This is a genomic window from Pseudomonas hydrolytica (assembly GCF_021495345.1).
In the GTDB taxonomy this organism is placed as follows: Bacteria; Pseudomonadota; Gammaproteobacteria; order Pseudomonadales; family Pseudomonadaceae; genus Aquipseudomonas; species Aquipseudomonas hydrolytica.
The window spans coordinates 2,306,329-2,328,678 of sequence record NZ_CP099397.1; the positions used below are offsets into that span (position 1 = coordinate 2,306,329).

Below are 22,350 nucleotides of genomic sequence, written 5' to 3' on the forward strand. Positions count from 1 at the left end.
GAACGAGTCATGGCAGCAGGCTCTTGACGTTGATCGGCTCGGCCTCGTTCTGCGCGGCGCCCTTGGGCTTGCCGGCGATGGCCATGCCGGCAACGCGGTAGAAGTTGTAGTCCGGGTTCTTGCCGGGGCCGCTGATCAGCAGGTCTTCCTTCTCGTACACCAGATCCTGGCGCTTGTACTCGCCCATCTCGAAGTCCGGGGTGAGCTGGATCGCGGTGGTCGGGCAGGCTTCCTCGCACAGGCCGCAGAAGATGCAGCGCGAGAAGTTGATGCGGAAGAACTCCGGGTACCAGCGACCGTCGTCGGTCTCGGCCTTCTGCAGCGAGATGCAGCCCACCGGGCAGGCCACGGCGCACAGGTTGCATGCCACGCAGCGCTCCTCGCCATCGGGGTCGCGGGTCAGGACGATGCGGCCACGGTAGCGCGGCGGCAGGTAGACCGGCTCTTCCGGGTATTGCAGGGTGTCGCGCTTGCGAAAGCCATGGCTGAACACCATGACCAGGCTGCGCAGTTGGGTGCCGGTACCGACCAGCACATCCCATATGTACTTGAACATTCTGTGGGTCTCCTTACTGGGCCGCGGCCAGCACCAGGGCGCCGGTCACCAGCAGGTTGATCAGGGTCAGCGGCAGGCAGAACTTCCAGCTGAAGGCCATGACCTGGTCGTAGCGCGGACGTGGGATCGACGCGCGCAGCAGGATGAAGATCATGATGAAGAAGGCCGTTTTCAGCGCGAACCAGAAGAACGGGATCTGCGGCAGGAGGCCGAACGGACCGTGCCAGCCACCGAAGAACAGCGTCACCAGCAGCGCCGAAATGGTCACGATGCCGACGTATTCGCCAACGAAGAACATGCCCCATTTCATCCCGGCGTATTCGATGTGATAGCCGTCGGCCAGCTCCTGCTCGGCTTCCGGCTGGTCGAAGGGGTGACGGTGGGTCACGGCCACGCCGGCGATGAAGAAGGTACAGAAGCCGAAGAACTGCGGAATGATGAACCACAGGTTCTGCGCCTGGTAGTCGACGATGTCGCGCATGTTGAACGAGCCGACCTGCGCCACCACACCCATCAGCGCCAGGGCCAGGAACACCTCGTAGGAGATGGTCTGGGCCGAGGCGCGCAGGCTGCCGAGCAGGGCGAACTTGTTGTTGCTCGACCAGCCGGCGAACAGCACCGCGTAGACCGACAGGCCGGCCATGGCGAAGAAGAACAGGATGCCGATGTTCAGGTCCGCCACGCCCCAGGTCGGGGTGATCGGGATGATGGCGAAAGCCATCAGCATGGCGGCGAAGGCGATCATCGGTGCCAGGACGAAGATGAATCTGTCGGCGAACGGCGGCGTCCAGTCCTCCTTGAAGAACATCTTGATCATGTCGGCGGCGATCTGAAACATGCCGAACGGCCCGACGCGGTTGGGGCCGTAGCGATCCTGCCACCAGCCGAGCAGGCGCCGTTCGACGAAGCTCAGCAGCGCGCCGCAGACCACCACCGCCAGCAGGATGACGATGGCCTTGAGCACCGCGACCAGTATCTCGATCAGTTCGGGCGTCAGCCAGTTCATTGCGCGGCCTCCTGCAGCAGGGTCACGCTGGCACCGGCAAGCGTCGCCGCAAGCCCCGGCAAGCCAACCGGCAGGCCGACCAGACCGACGGCCAGGTCGTCGCGTACCTTGAGCGGCAGGCGCAGGGCCTGGCCATTGATACGCAGGGCCAGCAGCGCGCCGTCGTTAACACCCAGGCGCGCCGCTTCTTCGCGCGGCAGGGCCACGTAGGGCTCGGGCATGCGCTGCTGGATGGGCTCGGCGCGCGCGGAGTTTTCCTCACTGCCGAACAGGTGGTGCAGCGGCGCCACCTGCCAGGTGCCGGCTGCCGGACTGAACGCAGCGTTCACGCTGAACCAGGGCAGGGCGTTGCCGGCGGCTTCGATCAGCCGCACGCCGGGGTCGCCTGCGCGCAGATGCCCACCGACTTCGTCCTGAAACTTGTTCCAGGCCTGCGGCGAGTTCCAGCCTGGCGACCAGGCGAAGGGAATCTGCTGCCGGGCCTCAACGCTGCCGGCGTAGCCTTCCATGGAAAAGGCGAAGGCCGAGTCCTGGTCCTGCGGCTGACGCGGCTCGTGCACGCTGATATTGGCGCGCATGGCGGTGCGGCCGCTGTAGCGGTGCGGCTCGCGCGCAAGCTTGAGACCCTTGATGCGGAACGAGGCGCTCGGCGCGGCGTTCTCGATACCGGCCAGCAGCGGGTTGCTGGCGGCGCAGGCGGCGGTGACCTGATCCAGTTGCGTCCAGTCCACGGCCTTGCCCTGCAGGGTGCTGTGCAGCGCGTGCAGCCAGCGCCAGCCTTCGCGGATCAGAATGCCCGCGTCGTAGTAGCTCGGTTCATAGACCTGGAAGAAACGCTGAGCGCGGCCCTCGAGGCTGACCAGGGTGCCGTCGCCTTCGGCGAAGCTGGCCACCGGCAGCAGCAGGTGGGCGCGTTCGCCGGTGGCGGTGCGCTGGTGATCGGCGACGATCACCGCCTTGGCGGCGCCGAGCGCGGCATCGACCTTGGCCGCCTCGGCGCGGCGGTACAGGTCGTTCTCCAGCACGATCACGGCATCGGCCTGGCCGCTGCTCAGGGCGTCCAATGCAGCATCGACCGAATCACCACCCAGCAGGGCCAGCCCCAGGCTGTTGGCTTCGGGTACGACCAAACTCAGCGAACCGCTCTTCTCGCGGTTCTTCAGCGCGCTGGCGATATTGGCGGCGGCTTCGATCAGGGCCTTGTCGCCCAGCGAGGCGCCGGAGACGATCAGCGGGCGTTTGGCCGCGAGCAAAGCGTCGGCGATGCGTTGTACCAGCGCTTGCGCCTCAGCTTCCAGGCCGTCGACGGGCGGTGCGCTGGGGTCGATGGCATGGGCCACGGCGAAACCGATGCGGGCCAGGTCGGCCGGCGCGGCGTGCACGCACTGCTCGGCGATATCGTCGAGTCGGGTCGCCGTCACGCTGGCGATAAATAGCGGGTGCAGGGCGTGCTGGGCAACGTTTTGCACCGCTGCCATGTGCCAGTCCTGAATGCGCGCCCCGGCGGCGATCTCCGTGGCCTTGCCCTTGACTGCCTGACGCAGGGCCAGGGCCAGACGGGCGGCGGTCTGGGTCACGTCTTCGCCAAGGACGAAGATGGCGTCGTGCAGCTCGACGTCGCGCAGGGTCGGGGTCGGCAGCGGGCCATTCTGCAGGATGTCGCGGATCAGGCGGATATTGGCCAGTTCGCCGGCGGCGATACCGCTGTAATAGTTGTCGGCGCCCACCAGTTCGCGCAGGGCGAAGTTGGATTCCAGACTGGCGCGCGGCGAGCCGATGCCGATCACGCGCTTGCCTTCGAGCAGCTCGGCGGCCTTGTCCAGCGCGGCGTCGATGCCGATGGCCTGGCCGGCCAGCAGCGGTTGGCGCGGACGGTCTGCGCGGTTGACGTAGCCGTAGCCGAAGCGGCCGCGGTCGCAGAGGAAGTACTGGTTCACCGAGCCGTTGAAGCGGTTCTCGATGCGCCGCAGCTCACCGTAGCGCTCGCCGGGGCTGATGTTGCAGCCACTGGCGCAGCCATGGCAGATGCTCGGGGCGAACTGCATGTCCCACTTGCGGTTGTAGCGCGCCGAGTGGGTCTTGTCGGTGAACACGCCGGTCGGGCAGACCTCCACCAGGTTGCCGGAGAACTCGCTTTCCAGCGTGCCGTCCTCGACACGGCCGAAGTACACGTTGTCGTGCGCGCCGAACACGCCCAGGTCGGTGCCGCCGGCGTAGTCCTTGTAGTAGCGCACGCAGCGGTAGCAGGCGATGCAGCGGTTCATCTCGTGGGCGATAAAGGGGCCCAGTTCCTGGTTTTGATGAGTGCGCTTGGTAAAGCGGTAGCGGCGGGCGTTGTGCCCGGTCATCACCGTCATGTCCTGCAGGTGGCAGTGGCCGCCTTCCTCGCACACCGGGCAGTCGTGCGGGTGATTGGTCATCAGCCATTCGACGACGCTGGCGCGGAAGGCCTTGGCTTCGCCATCGTCGATGCTGATCCAGGTATTGTCGGTGGCGGGTGTCATGCAGGACATGACGATGCGGCCGCGGGTGTCATGCTCGTCGTTGTACTGCTTGACCGCGCACTGGCGGCAGGCACCGACGCTACCCAGCGCCGGGTGCCAGCAGAAGTAGGGGATGTCGAGACCGAGAGACAGACAGGCCTGCAGCAGGTTGTCCGCCCCATCGACTTCGAAATCGTTGCCGTCTACGTGGATAGTGGCCATTTCTTCGGTCTTCGTTTGCCCGCTTGATCAAAGCGGCTGGCTAAGGGAATTCGTCTGTTCAGCTCGCGGCCGCCGGCATGCGGGGCGTGGTCGTCGCCTGGGCTACGCCGGCCTCGAACTCTTCACGGAAATACTTGATGGCACTGCCCAGCGGCTCCACGGCGCCTGGCGCGTGGGCACAGAAGGTCTTGCCGGGGCCGAGGAAGTTGACCAGGCCGAGCAGGGTGGCGATGTCCTCGCGAGTGCCTTCGCCGCGCTCCAGGGCACGGAGGATCTTCACGCTCCAGGGCAGGCCGTCGCGGCAGGGGGTGCACCAGCCGCAGGACTCGCGGGCGAAGAACTCCTCCATGTTGCGCAGCAGCGAGACCATGTTGATCGAGTCGTCCACCGCCAGCGCCAGGCCGGTGCCCATGCGCGTGCCGACCTTGGCGATGCCGCCGGCGTACATCAGCGCATCGAGGTGCTCGGGCAGCAGAAAGCCGGTGCCGGCGCCGCCGGGCTGCCAGCATTTGAGCCGGTAGCCATCGCGCATGCCGCCGGCATGTTCCTCGAACAGCTCGCGCGCACTGATGCCGAACGGCAGCTCCCACAGGCCGGGGTTCTTCACCTTGCCGGAGAAACCCATCAGCTTGGTGCCGTGGTCTTCGCTGCCTTCGCGCGCCAGCGACTTGTACCAGTCCACCCCGTGCTGAACGATGGCCGGCACGTTGCACAGGGTCTCGACGTTGTTCACGCAGGTGGGCTTGCCCCATACGCCGACGGCGGCGGGGAAGGGCGGCTTGGCGCGCGGGTTGGCGCGGCGGCCTTCCAGGGAGTTGATCAGCGCGGTTTCTTCGCCGCAGATGTAGCGCCCCGCACCCGTATGCACGAACAGCTCGAAGTCGAAGCCCGAGCCGAAGATGTTCCTGCCGAGCAGGCCGGCGGTCTTGGCTTCCTCGATGGCGCGGTTGAGGTTGTGCGCCGCTTCGACGTACTCGCCGCGCAGGAAGATGTAGCCACGGTAGGCCTTGAGCGCCCGTGCCGAGATCAGCATGCCTTCCACCAGCAGGTGCGGCAGCTGTTCCATCAGCAGACGGTCCTTCCAGGTGTTGGGCTCCATTTCATCGGCGTTGCACAGCAGATAGCGGATATCGAGCGATTCGTCGGTGGGCATCAGGCCCCACTTCACGCCGGTGGGGAAGCCCGCGCCACCACGGCCCTTGAGCCCGGAATCCTTGACGGTCTGCACGATGTCGGCCTGGGCCATCGCGGTCAGCGCCTTGCGCGCGGCGGCGTAGCCGTTCTTGGCCTGGTATTCCTCGAGCCATATCGGCTGGGCGTCGTCGCGCAGGCGCCAGGTCAGCGGGTGACTTTCCTCCTGACGCGGTACGCGGTTGGCCGGGGCGATGGAGGTCATGGTTTTCATGGATAGGCCTCCAGCAGCGCCGCGACGCCATCGGGGCGGACGTCGCCGAAGGTGTCGTCATCGATCATCAGCGCCGGCGCCTTGTCGCAATTGCCCAGGCAGCACACCGGCAACAGGGTGAAGCGGTTGTCTGCGGTGGTCTGGCCGAGGCCGATGCCGAGCTGCTTGTGCATTTCGGCCAGCACGCTTTCGTGGCCGCCGATGTAGCAGGTCATGCTGTCGCACACGCGAATGACGTGGCGGCCGACCGGCTGGCGGAAAATCTGGCTGTAGAAGGTGGCCACGCCCTCGACGTCGCTGGCCGGGATGCCGAGTACCTCGCCGATGGCCTCGCTGGCGCCGTCCGGCACCCAGCCGCGCGCCTTCTGCACGATCTTCAGCGCCTCGATGCTGGCCGCGCGCGGGTCTTCGTAGTGATGCATCTCGTGCTCGATGGCCGAGCGCTCGGTTTCGCTGAGGGTGAAACGATCGGTCTGGATCAGCGTGCTGCTATTGGTTGTCTGGATCATGTCAGCGGTCCACGTCGGCCATGACGAAGTCGATACTGCCCAGGTAGGCGATCAGGTCCGCCACCATGCTGCCGCGGATCACCGAGGGGATCTGCTGCAGGTGGGCGAAGCTGGGCGTGCGAATCCGGGTGCGGTAGCTCATGGTGCTGCCGTCGCTCGTCAGGTAGTAGCTGTTGATGCCCTTGGTCGCCTCGATCATCTGCAGGGATTCGCCCGCCGGCATGACCGGCCCCCAGGAAACCTGCAGGAAGTGGGTGATCAGGGTTTCGATATGCTGCAGCGTGCGTTCTTTAGGCGGCGGCGTGGTCAGCGGGTGATCGGCCTTGTACGGGCCTTCCGGCATGTTCTTCAGGCACTGGTCGATGATGCGGATGCTCTGGCGCATCTCTTCCACGCGCACCATGCAGCGGTCGTAGGCATCGCCATTGGCGGCCAGCGGCACCTCGAACTCGAAGTGCTCGTAGCCGGAATAGGGGCGCGCCTTGCGCAGGTCGAAGTCGCAACCGGTGGCGCGCAGGCCGGCGCCGGTGGTGCCCCATTCCAGCGCTTCTTTGGTGTTGTATTGCGCCACGCCGATGGTGCGGGCCTTGAGGATGCTGTTCTTCAGCGCCGCCTTCTCGTATTCGTCGAGGCGCCTGGGCAGCCAGTCGACGAACTCCTTGACCAGCTTGTCCCAGCCGCGCGGCAGGTCGTGGGCGACGCCGCCAATGCGGTACCAGGCCGGGTGCAGGCGGAAGCCGGTGATGGCTTCGATCACCTTGTAGGCGCGCTGGCGGTCGGTGAAGGTGAAGAACACCGGGGTCATGGCGCCGACGTCCTGGATGTAGGTGCCGAGGAACAGCAGGTGGCTGGTGATGCGGAAGAACTCGGCGAGCATCACGCGGATGAAGTCGACCCGGTCCGGCACCTTGATGCCGGCCAGCTTCTCCACCGCCAGCACGTAGGGCAGGTTGTTCATCACCCCGCCGAGGTAGTCGATGCGGTCGGTGTAGGGGATGAAGCTGTGCCAGCTCTGCCGTTCGGCCATCTTTTCGGCGCCACGGTGGTGGTAGCCGATCTCCGGCACACAGTCGACGATCTCCTCGCCGTCGAGCTGCAGGATGATGCGAAACGCGCCGTGCGCGGACGGGTGGTTGGGGCCGAGGTTGAGGAACATGTAGTCCTCGTGCTCGCCGCCACGCTTCATGCCCCAGTCTTCGGGGCGGAAGCGCGCGGCTTCCTCCTCGAGCTGCTGCTTGGCCAGGGTCAGGCTGAACGGATCGAATTCGGTGGCGCGCGCCGGGTAGTCCTTGCGCAGCGGGTGACCTTCCCAGGTCGGCGGCATCATGATGCGGGTCAGGTGCGGGTGGCCCTGGAAGGTGATGCCGTACAGGTCCCAGACCTCGCGCTCGTACCAGTTGGCGTTGGGCCAGATGCCGGTGGCGGTCGGCAGGTTGAGATCGCGCTCGCTGAGGGCGACCTTGACCATCACGTCGCTGTTACGCTCCAGCGACATCAGGTGGTAGAACACGGTGAAATCGGCGTCCGGCAGGCCGCGGCGCTGGGTGCGCAGGCGCTCGTCGACGCCGTGCAGGTCGTAGAGCATCACATAGGGGCGCGGCAGGTGGCGCAGGCATTTGAGCACCTCCAGCAGCCGTTCGCGGCTCACCCAGAGCACCGGCATGCCGGTACGTGTCGCTTGCAGGGTGAAGCCGTCGTCGCCAAGGCGGGCGCGAAGTTCGGCGATGACGTCCTGGTCATCGACCTGGTAAGGCGGTATGGACACAGCGGTGTCTGCAGTCATGATCTCGGTCGCTATCGGTCAACGTAGGGAATGGGCCGGACTCTTGCGGAGCAAGAGGCGGTTCAGACTTCGTCGGGGCTACGTAGATTGGTAACGGCGATTCGCTGCTCGCGGCGTTGCTCCTTCTGCGAAGGCATCTCGGCACGGTAGATGCCCTGGTCTCCTACCACCCAGGATAGCGGGCGACGCTCCTGGCCGATGGACTCCTGCAGCAGCATCAGGCCTTGCAGGAATGCCTCGGGGCGGGGCGGACAGCCGGGGATGTAGACGTCCACGGGAAGGAACTTGTCCACCCCCTGAACGACCGAGTAGATGTCGTACATGCCGCCGGAGTTGGCGCATGAACCCATGGAAATGACCCACTTGGGCTCCAGCATCTGCTCGTAGAGACGCTGGATGACCGGCGCCATCTTGATGAAGCAGGTGCCGGCGATGACCATGAAATCGGCCTGGCGGGGTGAGGCGCGGATGACCTCGGCGCCGAAACGCGCAACGTCGTGCGGGGCGGTGAAGGCCGTGGTCATTTCCACGTAGCAGCAGGAGAGGCCGAAGTTGTAGGGCCACAGGGAGTTCTTGCGTCCCCAGTTGATGGCGCCGTTGAGCACCTCTTCCAGCTTGCCCATGTAGATGTTCTTGTGGACCTGATCCTCTAGCAACGGGTCGGACACGAGCTCCCGCTGGCCGATCGGATACGCCTCGTTGGGCGCATTCGGGTCGACCCGAGTAAGTTTGTATTGCATCGCCAAAGCCTCATTGTTTCAGCTTCGCCTGCCGCTTGCGGCGTCCTTCAGGTGCCCAATCCAGCGCACCTATCGCCGACTCGTAGACAAGACCCGCGAACAGAATGGTTATGAAAACGGTAGCACCGACCAGGCCGACCCAGCCGCTTTCGCGTACCGAGACCGCCCAGGCGAAGAGAAAGAGGGCTTCAACGTCGAAGATCACGAAGAGCATCGCGACCAGATAGAACTTGGCGGACAGGCGCAGCCGCGCGTTGCCGGTGGGGAGCATGCCCGACTCGAAGGGTTCGTTCTTGCTGCGTCCCCAGGCCTTGCTGCCGAGCAGGCTGGAAACGCCGAGCATGAAGGCGATAAGCCCGCACACTCCGAGCAGGAAGACAGCAAAGGCCCAGTCGTGGGACAGGGTCGATGGCACATCAGGCATGCCGGTACTCCTTGAGCTAAGGAACGGCTTTTAATCTAGTCGCTAATGAGCGCCTGCGAGGGCGCCTGAGCAAAAGTATGTGCTCCATACTATGCGCAGGTTAAATGTAAGTAAATTTGTCGAAGCAAAAAAAGCCCTATTCTTGTGCGTCCGAGCGCTGGCCCTGAGCACCTGACTCATGCATCCGCTGAGTCTGCCGGACTTTTCGAGAGCATCATCTTCGGCGAAATGCGCAATTGCCTAAGGCTTTGGTAGCAGCACGAAAGCATGACCAGAAACCGTACAGTGAAATAACCGAGAGCAATTAGAAGGCTAAGTTCCATCCCGAAAAGATATTCTCGGTTTTGAGACACTCTGGCGATCTTGTACTAGCGTGCATGAATCGCCGCCGCGCGACGCATTCGCTGATCCAGCAGTACCCGACCATTCGCTGGGTCTGCGCAGTTGCCCCTGCCTGGGTATGCCGACCCTTCGTATCAGAACAACATGAGGGGTTTGCCATGCCTGTCGTCACACCTTGGTCCTTACACCGTGCCGTGCCCGCTGTCCTGCTATTGGCCCTGTCTGCGCCCGCAAGCGCGGAGCTGGGCGATTACAACTTCTGGCAGACGCTGAGCAATCTGGTGTCGCCACCCAAGGCGGACAATCCGGTAACGCCGGCGCAGCGCACCGGGCCTTATCCGCTTCTGGCCAACCCGGCCGGTTTCAACAGCGGTTTCAATCCCGGTAACTATTACGGCTGGCAGACCATTCAGATGGCGCCGCAGACCGGTGCCGTGTGCGGCAACGGCTCGCCCTACAAGTTCTTCATCAACCGCGTGCCCAATACCCGCAACACCATCATCTACCTGGAGGGCGGTGGTGCCTGCTGGGATTACGCCAGCTGCAGCGGGCAGAGCGGCATCCGCGGTGCACGCAACCCCAATGGCATCGCCGACGACTACATGTCGCTGCTCAACCCGGGCGCCAGCCTGGTCAGCCCCTTCGTCGTGCGCCTGCATCCCTGGACGCGGGTGAAGACGCAGAACTGGAACATGGTCTACGTGCCTTACTGCACCGGCGACATCTACTCCGGCGACAAGGTGGCGGTGTACGAAGACCCGCAAGGTCAGCAGCCGCCACTGGTGTGGCATCACAACGGGCTGCGCAACATGCGCGCGGTGGTGGGCTGGCTCAAGGACAACCTGCCGCGGCCGACGCAGATGCTCGCTACCGGTTGCAGTGCCGGCGGCGCCGGCAGCCTGACCAACTATGCCAACCTGCGTCAGGACATCGCGCCCAATCGCGGCTACCTGATCAACGATTCCGGACCCGTCTACACCGCGCTGGCCGGCGACAACCAGGCCTATCCCTCCTATCCGTTGCAGACCCTGATCCGTCAGGCCTGGGGGCTGGATGCCGCGCAGGGGCCGCTGCAGTACCTGCAGGCGCGGCTGCCCGGTTTCTCCAGCACTGACCTGGGCAGCCTGTATCCGGCGCTGTCGAGCAACCTGCCGGGCGACCGTATGGGCCACACGCACTTCTGGCAGGATCTGAACTACTCGTCCTATTCCTACGAGCGCTTCTATCCGGAGATCGTCAACGCGCCGGATCAGGCCACCAAGGAGGCGCTGATCAAGCAGCGCTGGCGCACCGACACCAGCCGTCTGCGTGGCCAACTGGCCAACCTGGGTAACGTCGGCGGCTATTTCCCGCAGTTTCGCAACGTCAACGAAAGCCACTGCACCAGCATCATCGAGTTCGCCAACTCCGATATTCAGGAGCAGAACCTGGAGCTGGATCACTTCGTCAGCAATGTGCTCGATGGCACCGGCCAGGTGCTGGACGCTTCCGAGAGCAGCGACGTAGCCGACCGCAACAAGCCGTTCAATCTGCTGTATTACCTGCTGGACCAGTTGCTCTGATGGTACGCAGGGGCGCGGCGCCAGACCGCGCCCCTTTTTCAACAGCATTCAGGGAGTCGATCCATGCCGGGAACCTACGTGGTGCAGGACAGAAATGCCGGCCATGGACGCGCCGGATTGGCACTGCCTTTCCCGCCCACGGCAGGCCCGCTGGTCATCCGCGAGAAGAACGACCTGCGTTATCTGCAGATGAGCCAGCCCTGGTGCGGGGACGTGGCAGACGAGGCGTATGCGGGGTGTTTCACCGAGGGCATATCCGATTGTTCGGTGGTGGCCGTCATGGAATGGGAGCCGCAGCGCAACGGCTGGGGGCGCTGTTACTTCGAGCATTTGGCCGGGGCGGCCATCACTTCGCACTCAATGCAGCTGGCCAGCCATGTGCTGCGCAGTGTACGAGGCCCGCGCTTTGCCGTGGTCGCCCAGTACTACGGCGGGATTGCCTTCTCGGAAGCGGATAGCTTGTTCGATGAGCTGAGAGTGCCGCCGCAGAACCGCTCCTATTACCAGTCCGGACGCAGAGGCATGAACTTCGGGCTGCGCTTCTTCGGCGGCTATTTCGGTGAACATCTGCCGGGCAATCAGTAGCTTCATGCCAGTGCATCGTCACTGATAGCTGCGCTCGCGGGCTTCCTGCAGGCGCTGACGCAGATACTGATCACGGCTGAGCCCGTCGGGGACATTCTGCAGGGCCATGACTTCCTCGACGATGCGCCGCTCCTCGGCCTTGTAGCGCTCGAACTGCGGATCCGGTCGCTGCGCCTGGGCAGCCTCGCGTTCGGCGCTCAGCGCCTGGTAGCGACGTATCAGGGCCTCGCCACGGGCCTTCTGCGCGGCTTCATCCTGAGTGTCCGCCTTGATCAGCGCCAGTTGCAGCAGCAGCGCCTCGCTCAGGGCCAGCTCGCCTTGCTGCTCCAGCGTCTCGATGCCTTGCTCGAGGTCGCGCACCTCGGCGGCGCGGGCTGCGGCGTCCAGCTCTGCGGCGCGCTCGATAAAGTCCCGATAGCGGTTATGAAAGGCCAGGCGCTGCTGCTGTTTCCTGACCTGTGGGGCGGCCAGCAGCTGCAGCTGTTCGGAGGTAGGCGGCTGCTCGCTGGGGACGGCGGGTTGCGGCAAGGCGCTGGTTGCAGGCGGCGTGGCAGGTGCCTGCTGCGCGGTCCGGGCAGCCGGCTGCAGCCAGTACCAGCTCAGGGCGGTTCCGGCCAGAACGAGGCAGGTGCCGAACAGCAGGGTGGAGCGGGGCATGGGCATTCCTTGCGCGAGTCGATGGCGTTCTCAGCGTAGAAGCTGCCACGGCGCTTTGCCTGTCCATGCATCGAATGAACGCGCCGGACAACCCTCTCCCGCAGGGGGAGAGGGTGCCGGCGGTGGGATCAGAACAGCGGTTTGCCGTCTTCGCGGGTGACAATCACCGTGGCCGAGCGCGGGCGGCGGCCGGGGCCGTCCGGCCAGGTGCTGCGGAAATCGGTCGGGGTCGAGCCTTCACCCGGGTGCTGGATGTTGACGAACAGCGTGCGGAAGTCCGGCGTGGCGGTAATACCGGTGACTTCGCAGCCCACGGGACCGACCAAAAAGCGCTTCATCTCGCCGGTGGTCGGTTCGGCTACCAGCATCTGGTTGTTGCCGAACGGGCCGCTGGCGAGCTGGCTGCCGCTCATGTCGGTCTGGATCCACAGCCGGCCTTCATCGTCGAACCACAGGCCATCCGGGCTGGCCAGGCGATTGTCGGCGGTCAGGGGTTTGCCGTTGGGGTCGATACTGTCGCTTTCCGGGCCGGCCAGCAGGAACAGGCTCCAGACGAACTCACGACCGGCATAGTCGCGGCTCTGCTCGCGCCAGCGGATGATGTGACCGTAGGCATTGGCCGGGCGCGGGTTGGCCGCGTCGGCGACGGTGCGCGAGCTGTTGTTGGTGAGGGTGAAGTAGACGTCGCCGTTGTTCGGGTTCACCGCGCCCCATTCCGGGCGATCCATCTTGGTGGCGCCGACGATATCGGCAGCCAGGCGGGTGTTGATCAGCACCTCACCCTGGTCGGCGAAGCTCACTCCGGCAGCCTTGCAGGCAGCCTGGAAGGCCTTGTCCTTGATGTCCAGGGCCAGCCACTCACCCTTGCCATTGGCCTTGAAGCGCGCCACGTAGAGGGTGCCCTCGTCGAGCAGGCTGCCGTTGCTGCGGCCCGGTACGTACTTGCCGCGGCTGACGAACTTGTAGATGTACTCGTTCTGCGAGTCGTCGCCGGAATAGCACACCACCGGACGGCCCGGCTTGACCGGGGCGAACACCAGGCCCTCGTGGGCGAAGCGACCCAGTGCGGTGCGCTTGATCGGGGCCGATTCCGGCGCGAAGGGGTCGATCTCGACGATCCAGCCGAAGTGATTCGGCTCGTTACGGTAGTCGCCGGTGGCGTCGGCGGCCAGGCGGGTGGCGTTGAAGCGCTGGAATTCGTCGCCGGCCAGGTGATCCCAGCCGTAACGGCTGGCGCTGCCCACGCCGTAGCGGGTCATTTCACGCGGGCGTTCGGCATCGCCACTGGCGAAATAGCCGGCCCAGTTTTCCTCGCAGGTCAGGTAGGTGCCCCAGGGGGTGAAGCCGTTGGCGCAGTTGTTCAATGTGCCGCGAGTGGCGGTGCCGTCGGGGCTGTAGCGAGTCCGGAGCAGGGCGTGGCCGCGTACCGGGCCGCTGATCTGCATCGGCGTGGCGCCAGTGATGCGGCGGTTGCGGGCGCTGGGCAGCACCTCCCATTGGCCGCGCACACGGCGCACTTCCACCACGGAAACCCCGTGGGCATTGATTTCCTTGCGAACCTCATCGGCGCTGCTGCGCTTGCCGCCGATCAGGGTGGGGCCGTTGGGGTGTAGCAGCGGCGCGTCGATGTACTCGTGGTTGAGTACCAGCAGGCCGTGGTCGCTCTTGTGACCGCCGCCGCGCTGACCGTCAATGGGGAAGAAGTGCATGCCGTCATGGTGCATGCCGATCTGGTCGGCCTGATCGGCGGCGCTGTTGCCGGCGTTCTCGAGGAAAGCCGGGAAGCTGCCGCGAATCGGCGTGCCCCAGGGAATGAAGGTGGTGGCCTTGTAGCCGGCCGGTACGGTGATGGTATCGGCACGGGTCACCGCCACCGGGTTGAACGGCAGACGCTTGCTGCGCTTTTTCAGGCGCTCGAGCAGGTCCTTGAGCGGGTTGCCGGCGGCCTCGGCGGTGCCGGGCATGGCCACCCCGAGAAAACCCATGACGCCCAGCGCAGCGCCGCCAGCGACGACCTGGCGACGGCTCAGGCCGGCTTCGATAAGGTCATTGATATGGGGGTTGGCGGAAGTGTTGCTGAGCGGTTCATCACCATTGCCGAATAGCACGTCTTGTTCGTGTTCATTGCGCATGGAGGGCTCCTGGTTAGGCTGATCGACGGAGCCATGACGCTAACCAAGGAAAACGACGGAATAGTGACAGCGACTGTGCGCTGTTGCACAAAACTGCGAGGTTGGGCTTTCTGCAGGGTGCATCGTGCGCACCGAGGCCGCTGCAAACAGCTGGTGCGCATGGCGCCCCCTGCAACAGCCGCGCGCGCAAGTGCCGAAAGCGGGGGATAAAAAAAGCCCCGGCAGTGCCGGGGCTAGTTAGGCAAACAAGCTGCTGCGGATGCGTGGTCCGCAGCAGGGGAACCGTTCTTAGTGGAACTGGTTCATGGTGTTGTCTTTACCGCTTGCCTTCAGAGCAGCTTCGCCAGCGAAGTACTCCTTGTGGTTGTCGCCGATGTCGGAGCCAGCCATGTTCTGGTGCTTGACGCAGGCGATGCCCTGACGGATTTCCTGACGCTGCACGCCCTTCACGTAGGCCAGCATGCCCTGGTCGGCGAAGTAGCCCTTGGCCAGGTTGTCGGTGGACAGGGCCGCGGTGTGGTAGGTCGGCAGGGTGATCAGGTGGTGGAAGATGCCGGCGTGGGCCGAACCGTCGCGCTGGAAGGTACGGATCTTCTCGTCGGCCAGCTTGGCCAGTTCGGTCTCGTCGTACTCCACGCTCATCAGCTTGGCGCGGTCGTAGGCGGACACGTCCTTGCCTTCGGCAGCCATGGCGTCGAACACCTGCTGACGGAAGTTCAGGGTCCAGTTGAAGGACGGGCTGTTGTTGTACACCAGCTTGGCGTTCGGGATGACCTGACGGATGCGGTCAACCATGCCCTTGATCTGGCCAACGTGCGGCTTCTCGGTCTCGATCCACAGCAGGTCGGCGCCGTTCTGCAGGCTGGTGATGCAGTCCAGTACGCAGCGGTCTTCACCGGTGCCAGCGCGGAACTGGAACAGGTTGGACGGCAGGCGCTTCGGACGCAGCAGTTTGCCTTCGCGCTTGATCACGACGTCGCCGTTGCCCAGCTCGGCTTCGGAGATTTCTTCGCAATCGAGGAAGCTGTTGTACAGGTCGCCCAGGTCGCCCGGCTTGTTGGTGACGGCGATCTGCTTGGTCAGGCCGGCGCCCAGGGAGTCGGTACGTGCGACGATCACGCCGTTGTCGATGCCCAGCTCGAGGAAGGCGTAGCGAACGGCAGCGATCTTGGCGAGGAAGTCGGCGTGCGGAACGGTCACTTTACCGTCCTGGTGGCCGCACTGCTTCTCGTCGGAAACCTGGTTCTCGATCTGGATGCAGCAGGCACCGGCTTCGATCATGCGCTTGGCCAGCAGGTAGGTGGCTTCCGGGTTACCGAAGCCGGCGTCGATGTCGGCGATGATCGGGACGATGTGGGTCTCGAAATTGTCGATCTGGTTCTGGATCTCGGCAGCCTTGGCCTGGTCGCCGGCTTCGCGAGCAGCGTCCAGCGCGGTGAACAGCAGGTCCAGCTCGCGGCTGTCGGCCTGACGCAGGAAGGTGTACAGCTCTTCGATCAGGTCGGAGACGGCGGTCTTCTCGTGCATCGACTGGTCCGGCAGCGGGCCGAAGTCGGAGCGCAGAGCCGCAACCATCCAGCCGGACAGGTACAGGTACTTCTTGTTGGTGGTCTTCAGGTGCTTCTTGATCGAGATCAGCTTCTGCTGACCGATGAAACCGTGCCAGCAGCCCAGGGACTGGGTGTAGAGGGAGGAGTCGGCGTCGTACTCTTCCATGTCCTTGCGCATGATGTCAGCGGTGTACTGAGCGATTTCCAGACCGGTCTTGAAGCGGTTCTGAGCGCGCATACGGGCGACGGACTCGGGGTTGATAGCGCTCCAGCTGCTGCCGAACTTCTCTTTCAGAGCGGCTACAGCCTTGATGTCGTTTTGATATGCGGACATGGTCAATCCTTCAAAAAATGTGTTGGTTGAGCACCGACTACCCTCGCAATGCGTGCACGGATGCAGCGGCTGCGGGAGGCTTCCACTTTGACGGCGAGACGGCTGGGGCGAGGATTGACCGCGAGGAGGGGGGATGTGGCGAACAGCTCGATAAGGTCGCTTGGGCCGGTCGGCTCGTGGAAACCTTGGGCACCTGCTGCATCTTTCGATCTGTCTGACGCTAAACGCTTCCCCGTCCCTCAGGACAACTTCGTTCCAGTCGCAACCTCGTCGTACGGCCTTGTGGGCTGTTGGGACACGGACCGTTACGAAGTACTTCGTGAACGATCTGGAGATCCTTTTCAGGACCCCTGGCTAGCGGGAGCGAGGCCATCATGCCTCTCGAGAAATGCTTCGTCAAACGTTTTGTAGTGGTTTTTTCAGGCTACTACATATTCAGGAGACGACTGGCTGGTCACGCATGGCAGCCCATGAGGCGGGCGTTTCAGCGGTTTTGCGGGTTGCGCGTGTTGTCCATCGTTCTTGTGAGGAAAATGCACTCGACTTTGGTCGGTGGCGTCAGTCGAGCGCCTCGACCTTGATCCGCAGCGACATGTCTTCGCGGCCCTGGGTGGTGTGCCGACGCAGCACGTCGCGGCCGCTGGAGCTGGTGTCCTCGCTGACTCCGCCAAGGGTGATCCATTCGCCGAGTCGGCCGCTGACGCGGGTGTCGGTGCTCTGCACGTCGATCACATCTGGGCGGTTGCTGTTGACGCGATCACGCTGACTGCTGATGGCCACATGCACCAGTTCGCCGGAGAGGCTGGCCGTTACGTAGAAGCCTCGGGTGACGTCGCGGTACTGGGTGTCCTGATAGATCCGCCCGTAGGGGCCGGTGCTGGTGGTGGTCAGCGGCACGCTCTGGCCGACCTGGATCAGCGCCGGATAACCTTCGGTGGCCTGTACCTGCTGGGTGCCGCCGCCACGACTGTCAGTGCTGCGACGAATTATGCGCACCTGGTCGCGGCCGTTCACTTCGCCACGGCCGACCTGCACCTCGGCATTGCCGGCGCTGGGCGTGCCGTCGACCCGATAGCCGCGGTCGTTCTGGTAGCTGCTGTCGGCGCTTTCGACCGTGATCAGCAGGCGGCGAGGACGGGTGTCGAGCTGCTGCAGGAGCACGCGAATCTCGCCGATCTTGGCGGGTGAAGCATTGACGATCAGCTGGTTGCCGTAGGCGCTGACCTTGCCCTCGTTGCCGAGCATCGACTGCACCACGCCAAGCACATCGTCGGCGGTGCGGTAGTTCAGCGGAATCACCTCGGTAGCCGCGTGCAGCGGCAGGCACAGGCCGAGAAGCAGGGCGGCGAACAGCGTGCGCAGGGTCATAGCAGAAAGCTCCGCAGATCGGGGTCGGTGATGCTGGTGTCCCAGGCCTGGTCGAACTGGGCCTGGCGCTGACGAACGCGCGCCGGGTCGTTGTACAGGGTATAGCCGGACTGCTGGTCGAGCTCCGGGCGTAACAGCAGCCCTCGGTCGTCGGCAATCAGGTAGGCCAGCTCCTCGCTGGCATGGTCCGGGTTGAGTTTGCGGATATGCAGATTCGACGACAAGCGGCGAGACAGGCTGAGTAGCCGGTGACCTTCCTTCACGGCACGGGTCGGATCGCGCAGCAGGATGCGCAGGCGCGCACGCGGGCTGCTCAGCAGAAAGCGGGTGCAGGCATGCTGCACGCTGCTGTGGTGATAGAGCCAGGGCTCCAGGTCGTCGCTGTAAAGGCACAGGCTGCGCTGGGCCTGCTGGATCAGTGCCAGCACGTGAGCGCGCGCCTCCTGCGGCTGGCTGAAGCGTTCCAGGTGCTCGTGCTGACCGAGGATGAAGGGCGCCGGCTCCCATTGCGCCGCATCCGGCGTCACGGACTGCGGGTTGTGCACGGCAAAACGCCCCGGCGACTCGAATTCGATGGCTGCCAGCTCAATGGCTTCTGGCGTATCGATCGGTTCGACCGGGGCGTCTTTTTCGTTCATCGGGGCCTCTACTGGCTGGTGCGCACCATATCCACGTGCGGTATGCCGGCGTCGAGGTACTCGTCGCTGACAATCCTGAAGCCTAGCCTTTCATAGAACGGCGTGGCGTGCACCTGAGCGGTGAGCATTTGCTGACGCAGGCCGCGCTTTTCCGCTTCGGCGATCACCGCCTGCATCAGGGTTTCGCCGACCTTGAGGCCGCGCCAGTCCTTGAGCACCGAAACGCGGCCGATGTGACCGTCCGGCAGCAGGCGTGCGGTGCCCACCGCGTAATCACCTTCTTCGGCGAGAAAGTGCACGGCGTCGGTGTCTTCGGCGTCCCACTCCAGTTCCGGCGGCACCGATTGCTCGGCGACGAACACGCTGTCGCGGATGCGGCGAAGCTCGGCATTGTCCCTATGCCAGTCCGCGACGCGGACGGTGATCTCACTCATCGGCGAACCCCAGGCTGCCCTGTTTGACCAGTTCCCATAGCAGGGTACGCCCCTCGTCATCGGCCAGCCAGGCACCGAGGTTTTCCACATGTAACGCGTCAGCGCTGCAGATCAGCTTCAGCAGCTCGCGCAGGCTGGTCGAAACCAGGCGGCTCTGGCCGCTGGCGAACAGCACCAGGTCGTCACCGACTTCCGACCAGGCCATGCGTGCGCTGGGGTTGCGGATGAGGATCGCGCCATCTTCCAGGGCGCCGAGGAAATCTTCCTCCTCGATCTCGATGCCGGCGACCAGCTCCGGGTACTTGGGCTCGGTCATGAACTGGCCGAACCAGGTCATCAGCAGGCGCTCGTCGCTCATGTGCTCGTTGAGCAGGGCCTTGAGGCGCTCCAGGGCGTCGCGCTGGATCTGGTTGGGATCCTCGCTCGGCTGGATGTCGGCATCGCTGTAGCGCTCTTCGTCGGGCAGGAACTGGCCGAGGAAATCGGTGAAATGGGTCAGTACTTCGGCGGCGCTCGGCGCGCGGAAGCCCACGGAATAAGTCATGCAATCATCCTCAGCGGTGCCACAGTGGGCGAGGCATGGCGGCAGGTAGAGCATGTCGCCGGGTGCCAGCACCCATTCATCGGTTGGTTCGAATTCGGCCAGGATCTTCAGATCGGCGTGGGGGAGCAGCGGGCTGTCGGAATCGCACATCTGGCCGATCTGCCAGCGGCGATGACCGTGAGCCTGCAGCAGGAATACGTCGTAGTTGTCGAAATGCGGGCCGACGCCGCCGCCGGGCGCGGCGAAGCTGATCATCAGATCGTCGATGCGCCACTTGGGCAGGAACTTGAAGTCCTCCAGCAGCTCGGCCACTTCCGGGACGAACTGATCGACGGCCTGGACCAGCAGGGTCCAGTCGCGCTCGGGCAGATCCTGGAAGGTGTCTTCGTTGAACGGGCCACGCTGCAGTTCCCAGGGGCGCTCGCCATGCTCGATCACCAGGCGCGACTCGACTTCCTCTTCCAGCGCCAGGCCGGCCAGTTCGTCCGGGCTGATCGGGCTTTCGAAGTCGGGAATGGCCTGGCGCACCAGCAGCGGTTTCTTCTGCCAGTAGTCGCGCAGGAATTCACGGGCTGTGAGGCCACCCAGCAATTGCAGCGGAGTATCAGGATTCATCAGTAAGCCCTTGAAATGAATAAAAACCTTAAAACAAAAACGCCCGGCTCAGCCGGGCGTCCTCGAGGCTGGTGTCGCTCAGATGCGCTTGGCCTGGGCCACGGCGTTACCGATGTAGCGCGCCGGGGTCAGTTGCTTGAGCTCTTCCTTGGCGGCGGCCGGCATGTCCAGGCCGTCGATGAAGGCCAGCAGGGCCTCGGGGCTGATGCCCTTGCCGCGGGTCAGCTCCTTGAGCTTCTCGTACGGGTTCTCGATGGCGTAGCGGCGCATCACGGTCTGGATCGGCTCGGCGAGCACTTCCCAGCAGGCGTCCAGATCCTCTGAAATACGTTGAGCATTGAGCTCCAACTTGCTGATTCCCTTGAGGCTTGCCTCATAAGCGATGACGCTGTGCGCGAAGCCGACACCCAGGTTGCGCAGCACGGTGGAGTCGGTCAGGTCGCGCTGCCAGCGGGAGATCGGCAGCTTGCTGGCCAGGTGCTGGAAGATCGCGTTGGCGATGCCCAGATTGCCTTCGGAGTTCTCGAAGTCGATCGGGTTGACCTTGTGCGGCATGGTCGAGGAGCCAATCTCGCCAGCCACGGTCTTCTGCTTGAAGTAGCCGAGGGAGATATAGCCCCAGACGTCGCGGTCGAAGTCGATCAGGATGGTGTTGAAGCGGGCAATGGCGTCGAACAGCTCGGCGATGTAGTCGTGCGGCTCGATCTGGGTGGTGTAGGGGTTCCAGGTCAGGCCCAGGTCACCTTCGATGAACTGACGGGCGTTGGCTTCCCAGTCGATGCTCGGGTAGGCCGACAGGTGCGCGTTGTAGTTGCCCACGGCGCCGTTGATCTTGCCCAGCAGCGGCACGGCAGCGACCTGAGCGATCTGCCGCTCCAGGCGGTAGACGACGTTGGCCAGTTCCTTGCCCAGCGTGGTCGGCGAGGCCGGCTGGCCGTGGGTGCGCGACAGCATCGGCACGTCGGCGAACTTCACCGCCAGCTCGCGGATGGCGCCTGCCAGTTGCTTCATCAGCGGCAGCAGTACGTTGTCGCGGCCTTCGCGCAGCATCAGGGCGTGGGACAGGTTGTTGATGTCCTCGCTGGTGCAGGCGAAATGGATGAACTCGCTGACCTTGTCCAGCTCCGGCAGCTTGGCGGCCTGCTCCTTGAGCAGGTATTCCACGGCCTTGACGTCGTGGTTGGTGGTGCGCTCGATTTCCTTGACGCGCTCGGCGTGCTCGACGGCGAAGTTCTCGGCCAGCTCGTTGAGCAGGGCGTTGGCTTCGGCGGAGAAGGGCGCGACTTCCGGGATGCCTTCCTGGGCGGCCAGGCGCTGCAGCCAGCGCACTTCGACCAGTACGCGGCTACGGATCAGGCCGTATTCGCTGAAGATGGGGCGCAGGGCGCTGGTTTTGCCGGCGTAGCGGCCGTCGACGGGGGAAACCGCGGTGAGCGAGGAAAGCTGCATGTAGGCGTTCTCGGGCTGTCGGGCTGAAAAGCCATCCTGGATCGCTGCGCATCGCGCCGGCTTCGATGAAGCGGGCTCTAGCTCAGGCGCCGGGACGACCTCTGACGAAAAGGGCGCATATCATACATGAAAACCGACGCTTGGCCGCCTATGCCCTGCGCCTGGCGACCGATAACAGACTGGCGGCAAAGATCAGCGCCGCGCCGAGCAGCGAGAGGCTGTCCGGCGTCTCGCCCCAGAGCAGCCAGGCGATGATGCCGGCGAAGACGATGGCCAGGTAGGCGACCGGGCCGATCAGCCCGGGCGGCGCCAGGCCATAGGCGCGCGACATGATCACCTGGCTGGCGGTGGCCAGCAGGCCGATGCCCAGCAGCCAGCTCAGTTGCGTGGCATCGAGCGGTTGCCAGCTCCAGGTCAGCGGGATGGCGGAAAACAGCGCGCTGAACAGCGAGAAATAGAAGACGATGCGCGTCGCTGGCTCGCTGTCGCTCATCTCGCGGATGGAAACGAAGGCGAATGCGGCCAGCAGGCTGGCCGCCAGACCGACCAGGGCTGCACCTTCGAACAGTGCGGCGCTGGGTTTGGCCACCAGCAGCACCCCGCACAGGCCGATCAGGCTGCTGATCAGCATGCGCCGGGTCAGCGGTTCCTTGAGCCAGATATGCGCGATCAGCGGGGTGAACACCGGCGCCGAGTAGGTGAACAGCATGGCGTCGGCCAGGGGGAGGTGGGCGATGGCGTAGAAGAAGCAGTACATCGCCGCGAGGCCGTAGGTGGTGCGCCACAGGTGGGACTTCAGGCGGGTCGTGCGCAGCGGACGGACGCCGCGCACCAGCAGCAGCGGCAAAAAGAACAGCACGCCGACCAGGTTGCGGAAGAACACCACCGACTCGTTGTTGACGCTGGCGGAGACCTCGCGAATGCCGACTCCGGTGAAGGCGAACAGCAGCGCCGAGAGTGCCAGCAGCAGGGCACCCTGAAGGGGTTTGACGCTGCGGCTGGCGGGCTCCAT

General features: G+C 64.5%; 19 protein-coding genes. 2 read left to right on the forward strand and 17 right to left on the reverse strand.

What is annotated here, in order from left to right; translation table 11 throughout:
* Window positions 1–7 precede the first annotated feature (7 nt).
* The 8 genes from nuoI to L1F06_RS10695 all read right to left on the reverse strand — a co-directional run bounded on the left by nuoI (window position 8) and on the right by L1F06_RS10695 (window position 9,128).
* Window positions 8–556: an NADH-quinone oxidoreductase subunit NuoI gene (gene nuoI, locus L1F06_RS10660; protein WP_003240692.1), complete on the reverse strand. Its 549-nt coding sequence runs from the start codon at window positions 554–556 to the stop codon at window positions 8–10.
* Window positions 557–569: 13 nt separating this feature from the next.
* Window positions 570–1,562, reverse strand: coding sequence for an NADH-quinone oxidoreductase subunit NuoH (gene nuoH, locus L1F06_RS10665; protein WP_012018732.1), 993 nt, complete (start codon window positions 1,560–1,562; stop codon window positions 570–572).
* Window positions 1,559–4,267 carry an NADH-quinone oxidoreductase subunit NuoG gene (gene nuoG, locus L1F06_RS10670; protein WP_129483599.1) on the reverse strand — a complete coding sequence of 903 codons (2,709 nt, stop codon included), beginning with the start codon at window positions 4,265–4,267 and terminating at the stop codon, window positions 1,559–1,561. Before nuoG ends, nuoH begins: the two co-directional genes overlap by 4 nt.
* A gap of 58 nt (window positions 4,268–4,325) precedes the next feature.
* Window positions 4,326–5,672, reverse strand: coding sequence for an NADH-quinone oxidoreductase subunit NuoF (gene nuoF / locus L1F06_RS10675; protein ID WP_129483598.1), 1,347 nt, complete (start codon window positions 5,670–5,672; stop codon window positions 4,326–4,328).
* Window positions 5,669–6,181, reverse strand: a complete 513-nt coding sequence (gene nuoE / locus L1F06_RS10680; RefSeq protein ID WP_012018729.1) for an NADH-quinone oxidoreductase subunit NuoE — start codon at window positions 6,179–6,181, stop codon at window positions 5,669–5,671. Before nuoE ends, nuoF begins: the two co-directional genes overlap by 4 nt.
* A 1-nt stretch (window position 6,182) precedes the next feature.
* On the reverse strand, window positions 6,183–7,964 hold the full coding sequence (gene nuoC / locus L1F06_RS10685) for an NADH-quinone oxidoreductase subunit C/D (RefSeq protein WP_129483597.1): 1,782 nt from the start codon (window positions 7,962–7,964) through the stop codon (window positions 6,183–6,185).
* A gap of 62 nt (window positions 7,965–8,026) precedes the next feature.
* Window positions 8,027–8,704, reverse strand: coding sequence for a NuoB/complex I 20 kDa subunit family protein (locus tag L1F06_RS10690; protein WP_003240680.1), 678 nt, complete (start codon window positions 8,702–8,704; stop codon window positions 8,027–8,029).
* 10 nt (window positions 8,705–8,714) lie between these two features.
* Window positions 8,715–9,128, reverse strand: coding sequence for an NADH-quinone oxidoreductase subunit A (locus tag L1F06_RS10695; RefSeq protein WP_003240678.1), 414 nt, complete (start codon window positions 9,126–9,128; stop codon window positions 8,715–8,717).
* Window positions 9,129–9,628: 500 nt separating this feature from the next.
* Here L1F06_RS10695 and L1F06_RS10700 point away from each other — a divergent pair, with 500 nt between their 5' ends.
* Together L1F06_RS10700 and L1F06_RS10705 are read left to right on the forward strand one after the other, a co-directional pair.
* Window positions 9,629–11,032, forward strand: a complete 1,404-nt coding sequence (locus L1F06_RS10700; RefSeq protein ID WP_096826565.1) for a pectin acetylesterase-family hydrolase — start codon at window positions 9,629–9,631, stop codon at window positions 11,030–11,032.
* A gap of 63 nt (window positions 11,033–11,095) precedes the next feature.
* Window positions 11,096–11,617 carry a hypothetical protein gene (locus L1F06_RS10705; protein ID WP_129483596.1) on the forward strand — a complete coding sequence of 174 codons (522 nt, stop codon included), beginning with the start codon at window positions 11,096–11,098 and terminating at the stop codon, window positions 11,615–11,617.
* Window positions 11,618–11,635: 18 nt separating this feature from the next.
* Here L1F06_RS10705 and L1F06_RS10710 read toward each other — a convergent pair whose 3' ends face one another.
* From L1F06_RS10710 to L1F06_RS10750, 9 genes are all read right to left on the reverse strand, one after another.
* Window positions 11,636–12,274, reverse strand: coding sequence for a hypothetical protein (locus L1F06_RS10710; RefSeq protein ID WP_129483595.1), 639 nt, complete (start codon window positions 12,272–12,274; stop codon window positions 11,636–11,638).
* A gap of 128 nt (window positions 12,275–12,402) precedes the next feature.
* A complete protein-coding gene (locus L1F06_RS10715) occupies window positions 12,403–14,406 on the reverse strand; it encodes a PhoX family protein (protein WP_129483594.1) in 2,004 nt (667 codons plus the stop codon).
* A 288-nt stretch (window positions 14,407–14,694) separates the two neighbouring features.
* Window positions 14,695–16,290, reverse strand: a complete 1,596-nt coding sequence (locus L1F06_RS10720; RefSeq protein ID WP_012018723.1) for an isocitrate lyase — start codon at window positions 16,288–16,290, stop codon at window positions 14,695–14,697.
* A gap of 558 nt (window positions 16,291–16,848) precedes the next feature.
* Window positions 16,849–17,658: a secretin N-terminal domain-containing protein gene (locus tag L1F06_RS10725; RefSeq protein ID WP_129483593.1), complete on the reverse strand. Its 810-nt coding sequence runs from the start codon at window positions 17,656–17,658 to the stop codon at window positions 16,849–16,851.
* Complete coding sequence (locus L1F06_RS10730) at window positions 17,655–18,296, reverse strand: DUF7931 domain-containing protein (protein ID WP_129483592.1); 642 nt, start codon at window positions 18,294–18,296, stop codon at window positions 17,655–17,657. Before L1F06_RS10730 ends, L1F06_RS10725 begins: the two co-directional genes overlap by 4 nt.
* An 8-nt stretch (window positions 18,297–18,304) precedes the next feature.
* On the reverse strand, window positions 18,305–18,730 hold the full coding sequence (locus L1F06_RS10735; RefSeq protein WP_003240666.1) for a GNAT family N-acetyltransferase: 426 nt from the start codon (window positions 18,728–18,730) through the stop codon (window positions 18,305–18,307).
* Window positions 18,723–19,889, reverse strand: coding sequence for a ribosomal protein uL16 3-hydroxylase (locus L1F06_RS10740; protein WP_012018721.1), 1,167 nt, complete (start codon window positions 19,887–19,889; stop codon window positions 18,723–18,725). Before L1F06_RS10740 ends, L1F06_RS10735 begins: the two co-directional genes overlap by 8 nt.
* Window positions 19,890–19,967: 78 nt before the next feature.
* Window positions 19,968–21,338, reverse strand: coding sequence for an adenylosuccinate lyase (purB, locus tag L1F06_RS10745; protein ID WP_129483591.1), 1,371 nt, complete (start codon window positions 21,336–21,338; stop codon window positions 19,968–19,970).
* A 148-nt stretch (window positions 21,339–21,486) separates the two neighbouring features.
* Window positions 21,487–22,350, reverse strand: coding sequence for a DMT family transporter (locus L1F06_RS10750; protein ID WP_090429016.1), 864 nt, complete (start codon window positions 22,348–22,350; stop codon window positions 21,487–21,489).